The 8274-nt window shown below is 30.0% G+C and carries 7 protein-coding genes; all 7 read left to right on the forward strand.

Annotated features, from left to right (window positions below; genetic code table 11):
• The first annotated feature begins 42 nt into the window (after nt 1-42).
• The 7 genes from HNR33_RS21750 (at nt 43) to HNR33_RS21780 (ending at nt 7741) form a co-directional block, all read left to right on the forward strand.
• Nucleotides 43-1842 carry a B12-binding domain-containing radical SAM protein gene (locus tag HNR33_RS21750; RefSeq protein ID WP_429087865.1) on the forward strand — a complete coding sequence of 600 codons (1800 nt, stop codon included), beginning with the start codon at nt 43-45 and terminating at the stop codon, nt 1840-1842.
• Nucleotides 1829-2602 (forward strand): hypothetical protein, encoded by a 774-nt coding sequence (locus HNR33_RS21755; RefSeq protein ID WP_429087867.1) that lies wholly within the window; start codon nt 1829-1831, stop codon nt 2600-2602. The genes HNR33_RS21750 and HNR33_RS21755 overlap by 14 nt, the downstream gene beginning before the upstream one ends.
• A gap of 36 nt (nt 2603-2638) precedes the next feature.
• Nucleotides 2639-3775, forward strand: a complete 1137-nt coding sequence (locus tag HNR33_RS21760; RefSeq protein ID WP_429087870.1) for a tetratricopeptide repeat protein — start codon at nt 2639-2641, stop codon at nt 3773-3775.
• A 76-nt stretch (nt 3776-3851) separates the two neighbouring features.
• Entirely contained in the window at nt 3852-4268 is a 417-nt protein-coding gene (locus HNR33_RS21765) for a hypothetical protein (protein WP_429087873.1), read from the forward strand.
• 127 nt (nt 4269-4395) lie between these two features.
• On the forward strand, nt 4396-5301 hold the full coding sequence (locus HNR33_RS21770) for a bifunctional enoyl-CoA hydratase/phosphate acetyltransferase (protein WP_429087876.1): 906 nt from the start codon (nt 4396-4398) through the stop codon (nt 5299-5301).
• Nucleotides 5302-5385: 84 nt separating this feature from the next.
• Nucleotides 5386-7161, forward strand: a complete 1776-nt coding sequence (iorA, locus tag HNR33_RS21775) for an indolepyruvate ferredoxin oxidoreductase subunit alpha (RefSeq protein ID WP_429087878.1) — start codon at nt 5386-5388, stop codon at nt 7159-7161.
• 1 nt (nt 7162) lies between these two features.
• Nucleotides 7163-7741 (forward strand): indolepyruvate oxidoreductase subunit beta, encoded by a 579-nt coding sequence (locus HNR33_RS21780; protein ID WP_429087880.1) that lies wholly within the window; start codon nt 7163-7165, stop codon nt 7739-7741.
• Nucleotides 7742-8274 lie beyond the last annotated feature (533 nt).

Below are 8274 nucleotides of genomic sequence, written 5' to 3' on the forward strand. Positions count from 1 at the left end.
CAGAATATTACTAAAGAATAACGGTTTTGAAAGAGGGATAAAATGAAAATATTAATAACTACTTTAAATTCAAAGTATATACATACTTCATTATCTATTAGATATTTAAAAAGCTATTGTGAGAATGATTTTCCTAATATTGAAATAGATGAATACACTATCAATCAAAATAATGAATACATATCAAGTGAGATATTCAGAAAGAGTCCCGATGTAGTTGCTTTTGCTTGCTACATTTGGAATATTGAGAGTACATTAGATATTGCACAGAGGTTAAAAATTGTTAATCCTAATATCAGAATTATTTTAGGTGGCCCAGAGGTATCTTTTGACGGAAAGAGTATAGTTGAAAAAAATCCTTTTATTGATTTTATTATATTTGGAGAAGGTGAAGAAACATTTAAAGTATTATTAACTCAGTTAAGTCAGAATGGAAATGATTTTTCTGATATAGAAGGACTCATTTATAGACAGGGCAATGAAATCTACCAGAATGCTCCTCGTCCGTTAATAGAAAATTTAGATACAATCCCTTCACCATTTATCAAAGGCGCTAAAGACTTTGAGAATAGGATAGTGTATTTTGAAAGCTCTAGAGGATGTCCTTTCAACTGTCGATTTTGCCTTTCATCTACTATCAAAGGTGTTAGATATTTCTCTATTGAAAGAGTAAAGCAAGATTTGAAGAGACTAATAGATGCTAAAGTGAAACAGGTTAAATTTGTTGATAGAACTTTTAACGCTAAGAAAGAATATGCGTTAGAAATTATGCAGTTTATTGTAGAACAAAATGTAACCGATATTAATTTTCATTTTGAGGTAACAGCACATTTACTAGATGATGATATACTAAGCTTTTTAGAACACATTCCTAAAGGATTATTCCAATTTGAAATAGGTGTTCAATCTACTAATCCAGCTACTTTAGAAATAATAGATAGAAATACTGATTTTGAAAAACTAAAGAAAGTAACTAGTAAAATAAAAAGCTATAATAATATACACCAACATTTAGACTTGATAGCAGGTCTTCCTCATGAGAATTACAATACATTTAGAAAATCATTTAATGATGTTTATAGCCTTAGGGCAGATAAGCTTCAGCTTGGATTTTTAAAACTTCTTAAAGGGTCGGGACTAAGGCAGGATGTAGAGAAATATGGATTCAAATTTTTGGATAAGCCTCCATATGAAGTATTGGAAAACAACTATATAACCTATAACCAACTTTTAAAATTAAAAGGTATTGAAGACTTAGTCGAGAAGTATGGAAACGAATTTTATTTTGAAAATAGTATTAATTTTATTATTTATAACTATTACGACACTCCATTTGACTTTTATAGTGAGTTTTCTGAATACTGGCAAGAAAAAGGGCATCAGAGGGTGTCACATAGCAGAACAGAGCTATATAGGATTTTATTTGATTTTTACTTATCAGGTATAGAAAATAACTTAGAAATATTCAAAGAGGTTCTACGGTTTGATTTTATCTACAACAATAAATCACCAAATGTTCCTAAATATATCAAAAATGATAATAGTGATTACCTGAAAAAACAAAAACATGATTTTCTTAAGAATGAAGATAATGTATCTAAATATATCCCAAAACATGCCAATCTACCAGCTAAGAAAATTATTAATGATGTTTATTTTGAAGAATTTAATTTGAATATTCTTGATTTCATTAAATACAAATATGATTTAAATAATATAAAGTACTCTAAGTCCATTATATTATTTGTATATGATTTTAAAAATGTGTTTAATAGATGTCAATGCTTTAATGTTACCGATGAATTCAAAAAAATAGGGAGTGATTGTTGTGAATCTAATTAATGATATAATATTTGTCAATAAAAGTACTTTGAAGAAAACAGGCAAACTATTTTTTAATAACTGGCAAATAATATTTACAGGTTTTGCTTATTCAGTTATTAACATAATATTATTTTCGATAATTGGAGTCTTTTTTAGAATACCTGTAATTGGTTTTTTTGCTGGTATAATTACTTTTATTGTTACAAGCGCTATGATTTCAAATTATTTTCATCTTTTATATAATATAATTAAGCATGGTAAATTTAACTTACAGGATTTTAAAGATGGTTTCAAGGCTTACTTATGGAAGGTATATGGAGTACTATTTATAGGATGGTTAGCTGGCTTTTTATTTGATATGGTGTTAGCACCTATTTTATATAACACAGTTGTATCTCCTGGTACATTAAACTTCATAATCAGTTTCCTAATATTGATTCTTCTTAATGCATTACCAGAAACTATATATCAAAAATTTTATTCTCCTTGGGAGTCAATTGTGTATGCATTTAACTATGTTAAGGAGAATTGGATTGAATGGTTTATACCAAATGCTATTTTAATTGGTATCCTTTATTTGACAACTGGTAGAGTAATAAATGATTTATTTGCAATTAACTTTAGCTTTGGATTTAGTTTATCGTTGAAAAGCATATTGTTGTATATTATTGGACAAATTCTTTTTTCATTTATTATGATTTATAGAGGTGTATTATTTGAAGTATTAAGTACTAGTACTAGAAGAAAAAGAATGTTTATGAGAGATTTGTATAAATAATTATGATAAAATACTTAAGAAGATAGGTGGGTTACGATGAAAGAGCTTGATAATTATTTTAAAGAAAAAACGGAAAACTTATCGTTTATAGAAATAAAACCAGAAACTTATGTAGATATAAAGGGCTATAAAGTTTACTCTGATACCCCATTACCTTTAATTATTGATGAACTGATTACTGAAATTAAAGAAAAAAAAGCACAGGATGAGGTAAAAGTTTCTGCAATTATTAATGGAATGGTATATACTGTTGGAGTTGATCCAGAATTTAAACACTGTGAAGAATACAAGCGTATTCTGTACAAATATGATGAAAAAATTGAAGAATACATACTTTATAGTGGATTAAAGAAAATAAATGAAGGGTTATTTGAAGATGGAATCATATGGTTAAGAGCATTAACAATAATTAATGACAGACATGTAATGGGAATATATAATTATGGATTAGCTTTAGAAGAAAAAGCTAAAAGATTGTTTGAATCAGATAATAAAAAATTAGGAAATGTATTTTTAAGTAAATCCACAGAATGTTTTGAGAAAGTAATTGATATAGATAGTAATTTTGGTCAATCATATTATAAGCTAGGATATCATTATAAAAATAGCAAGCAATTCAAGAAATGTGAGTTAATGTGGGAAAAATATATTCAGTTAGGAAATGATGATGAATTACTTCAAGAAGTTAGAGAAGGGCTTGAAGCAGTGGATGATGATGTAATCTATGAAGAAGGGTATCTTCAAATTATAAATGGTAATGCAGAAAAGGGATTAGAAAAGTTGCTTCCTTTGAAAGAAAAATATGTAGGTTGGTGGAATCTGCTATTCATGATAGGACTAGGATATAGACAACTTGAACGTTTTGAAGAAGCTAAAGCTGAGTTTATTAGTGTTTTAGATATTGCTCCAAAGCAGGTTGATGCCCTTAATGAACTAGGGCTTTGCCAAGTATATTTAGGTGATACAACAGAAGCAATAGAAACATTTAGTAGAGCAATTGAATTGAAGCCAAATGACTATGAGATAATATGTAATAGAGGAATGACGTATCTTCAATTATTAGATATTAGCAATGCAGAAAAAGATATTTTAAGAGCATATGCTATTAACTCTGAAGATGAAATAACAATCGCATGTAAAAATGAACTCGATAGAAAAAAGAATATGGGTTAACTCATATTCTTTTTTTGTATATTAAATCACATATCCATATATACATATAAAAAGGCGAATTTTAAGGAGGATGGATATGAGTAACATAGTTGAATTGACTGATGAGGTTAAAAAAACCACGAACTATGTCATGTATATAAAATTATACTGTGATAGAAATGATGGGGAAGAGAATGACAAAATAATAGAAGAAGATATCTTGAAATACTTATATTTAGCTACAGAGAACATTTATTCGATATTATGGTCGTTCATGAAATATAATAGAAAAAATCTAAATAACGAAAAGCAAAAGGAGCTATTAAAGTATTTATTAGATTCATATATTTTATCAGAAAAATGCATTGAAAAAATTGTATATATAGATTTGTGTTATAGGGATTACTTAAAGAATGGGACAAAAAGCTGTTTTTATACTAATTATATTCTAAGAAAGCTTACTGAATATTATGATGATATACTTGATGAAATACACGAATATCTTGAATATTAATTATATATCTTGTGTATATGGATTAAAGTTTTGTAAATATTTTGAACATAGTGATGAATATATGATAAAATGTTGTTTGGGAAAACGATTTTATGCAAAATAAAAATAATAGTTAGGGGGAGCTTTGATGATAAAAAGTCTTAAAGAAATGCTTGATAAATCTATAAAACAGAGCAAAAGAAGGCTAGCTATTGCTGCATGTCATGATGAGGAAGTTTTAAGAGCAATTAGTGAGGCTACTTCTTTAGGCATAATAGAACCTATTTTAATTGGAGATATAAATAAAACAGAAGCAATCGCAAAACAATTAAATATATCACTAGAGGATTATGAAAAAATAGATTCCTTAGATATAGTTGGTTCAGCACAGATAGCAGTTAAACTTGTAAGTAGTGGTAAGGCTGATTTCATAATGAAAGGTTTGATTGATACATCAATATTGTTAAAAGAGGTTCTTAATAAAGAATATGGATTAAGAACTCAAAGTTTATTGAGCCATGTAATGGTATATGAAGTACCAACATATCATAAATTAATTTTTTTAACTGATGGGGGGATGAATCTTGACCCATCACTAGAAGACAAGGTAAAAATAGTTAGAAATGCAACTAGAGTATGTAAAGCATTAGGATATGATACTGTAAAGGTTGCTGCTTTAGCTGCAAAGGAGAAAGTAAATCCTAAGATGATTGCAACAGTTCATGCAGATGAATTGAAAACCATGTCGCTTGAAAGAAAATTCGATACAGGTGTTATAGTTGATGGACCTATGGCGTTGGATTTAGCAGTTTCAAATGAAGCTGCGCAGATAAAGAATTATAATAGCCAAGTAGCAGGTGATTCAGACATATTACTTGTACCAAATATAGAAACTGGAAATGGGATTGGTAAGAGTCTTACTTATTTTGCAAATAGCCAGTCAGCTGGAATAATAATGGGTGCTAAGACACCGGTAGTACTCGTATCAAGAGCTGATACTCATGAAGCTAAATTGTATTCTATTGCACTAGGTAGTCTTATAGCTTCTTATTAAATAGTTGTTTAATAAATTAAACATAAATTAACTCAAAACATGCTAAGTTTTTTCATTTTATCAAACTTGTAAAGGGGTGTAATAATGAAAAAGTTATTAACTGGAAATGAGGCAGTAGCACTTGGAGCCTATGAGGCAGGAGTTACCTTTGCTTCAGCGTATCCTGGGACTCCAAGTACAGAGATTCTAGAAAATATTGCTCAGTATAGTGAAATTTATTCTGAGTGGGCTCCAAACGAAAAAGTAGCATTAGAGGTTGCGGTTGGTGCATCTATTGCAGGTGCTAGAACATTAGCAGCTATGAAGCATGTAGGTGTAAATGTTGCAGCTGATCCATTGTTTACATTTGCTTATATGGGAGTAAATGGGGGGTGCATTCTTGTTTCAGCAGATGATCCTGGAATGCATAGCTCTCAGAACGAACAGGATAACAGATATTATGCAAAGTTTGCTAAACTACCAATGCTTGAGCCTAGCGATAGCCAAGAGGCTAAGGAATTTACTAAAATAGCTTATCAGATAAGTGAGTCTTTTGATGTACCAATACTATTGAGATTAACTACTAGAATATGCCATAGTAAAGGGCTTGTTGAAATAGGAGAAAGAGATGAAGTAGGTATAAAAGAATATAATAAGAATATACCTAAATATGTGGCAACTCCTGCAAATGGAAGAAAGCTTCACGTTAAGCTAGAGGAGAAGTTAATAAAACTTGAAGAGTATAGCAATAATACCGAATTAAATAAAATTGAATTAAACGATAGAGCTATAGGTATAATTACTTCAGGTGTAGCCTATCAATATGCGAAAGAAGTTTTTGGACAAGATGCATCTTATCTAAAGCTTGGAATGACTTTCCCAATTCCTAAGGCTAAAATACAAGAATTCTGCAAACAAGTTGAAAAGGTGTATGTAATTGAAGAATTAGAGCCTTATTTAGAAACAGAAATAAAAGCAATGGGAATAGAAGTTACAGGTAAATCGCTAATACCAAATACTGGTGAATTAAATCCTGATATTATTGCAGAAGCGATATTAGGTAAGGAAAAAGAAAAGATAGATATAGTAGAAGAAAAAGTAGTTGGAAGACCACCTACTATGTGCGCTGGTTGTCCACATAGAGGATTATTTTATACTTTAAGTAAAAAGAAAAACGTTGTTGTAACTGGTGATATAGGTTGTTATACGCTAGGCTCTGCTCCTCCACTTGAAACAATGGATACTTGTATATGTATGGGGGCAAGTATAAGTGCTGGACATGGATTTAGTAAGGCATCAGAAGTAAATGGAAGAAAGACAAAGGTTTTTGGAGTAATAGGAGATTCAACATTCTTCCATTCAGGAATAACAGGATTGATAGACATTGTTTATAATAAGGGTAATTCTGCAACAATAATTCTCGATAATAGAATTACAGGCATGACAGGTCATCAAGAAAATCCAGGTACTGGTTATACATTGTCAGGCGATGTTACTGAAAGTATCGATATCGTTAAAATATGTGAAGCCATAGGGATTAAGAATATTGAAATTATAAACCCACTAGACCTAAAACAAACTGAAGCAGCTATTAATAAAGCTATAAATACAGACGAATCAATGGTTATTATCACCAAATGGCCATGTGTGCTAAAGAAATCACACGAAGAAGAAATAAAAGAATACGAACTTAATTATAAGAAAAAATGTACAGTAGACATAGACAAATGTAAAAAGTGTAAGATGTGTCTTAAAGTAGGTTGTCCTGCAATATCATTTGATAAAGAAAAAGGTTCAATTATTGATCAGACCATGTGTGTTGGATGCGAAGTGTGTCTACAGGTGTGTCCATTTAATGCAATTGTAAAGGTGGGTGAGTAATATGGCTGATATTAAAAATATACTAATGGTAGGAGTTGGAGGGCAAGGGATAATTCTTGCGAGTAAAGTGTTAGCCAAAGGACTTATTGATGCAGGGTATGATGTTAAAATGTCAGAGGTTCATGGTATGGCTCAAAGAGGTGGAAGTGTTACAACTCAAGTTAGATATGGGGAAAAAGTATATTCACCAATCATTGGTAAGGGGCAAGCCGATATAATAGTAGCTTTTGAGAAGATGGAAGCTATGAGGTGGATTGAATATTTAAAGCCTAATGGCAAGCTAGTAGTTAATGACTATGCTATACCGTCTGCACCTATACTCACTGGACAGATGGAATATCCTAAAGGAATAATTGATGAACTCAAAGCTAAAGTTCAGACCATAGTGCTTGAAGCTGCAAATGAAGCTATCAAATTAGGAAATATAAAAGCTCAAAATATATTAATGCTTGGAAGTTTAGTTAAGGCATTAAATATTAATGAAGTAAATTGGGAAGATGTAATAAAAGATCAAGTAAATGAAAAGTTTGTTGAGTTAAATATCAATGCATTTAATAGGGGTATAGAACTAGTTAAGTAAGTATATAATAAAGACTTGGAGTTTTATTTTAGAAAATACGCATCTAATATTTATTTATATTAGATGCGTATTTGTACTATTTATTAATTATCTTTTCCTGTAGTTAAATGAAAAACGCTAGTATGTAAAAGAAGCACATTTCGTGAGCAAATTGAAGATAGTAAAAAATATTTTAGCATAGAAGGGAATAAGATGAATAATATACACTTGTTGAGGTACAATAAATATGCTATATTAAATAAGTCGCCGAACAAAAGACGACAGAAAACAGCTAAAATAATAAGAAATAAAAAATATTAAAAAAGCTGTTGACAAGAGAAAAGAAATTTGATATAGTAGTAAAAGTCGACAATATTCGACAAAACAACAAAAGAAAAATGGAAAAAGCGCTTGACACAAGGAAATAAAAGTGCTAAGATAATAAAGCTGATGTTTGGCCTTTGAAAACTGAACAGTGAAAAGACAAGTTTAATAACAGCAAAGCTGTTAAAACAACTTATGAATTAACGTCAACGTTAATACATTTGAGTTAA

This window comes from Brassicibacter mesophilus (genome assembly GCF_050433385.1).
Classification (GTDB): domain Bacteria; phylum Bacillota; class Clostridia; order Tissierellales; family Proteiniboraceae; genus Brassicibacter; species Brassicibacter mesophilus.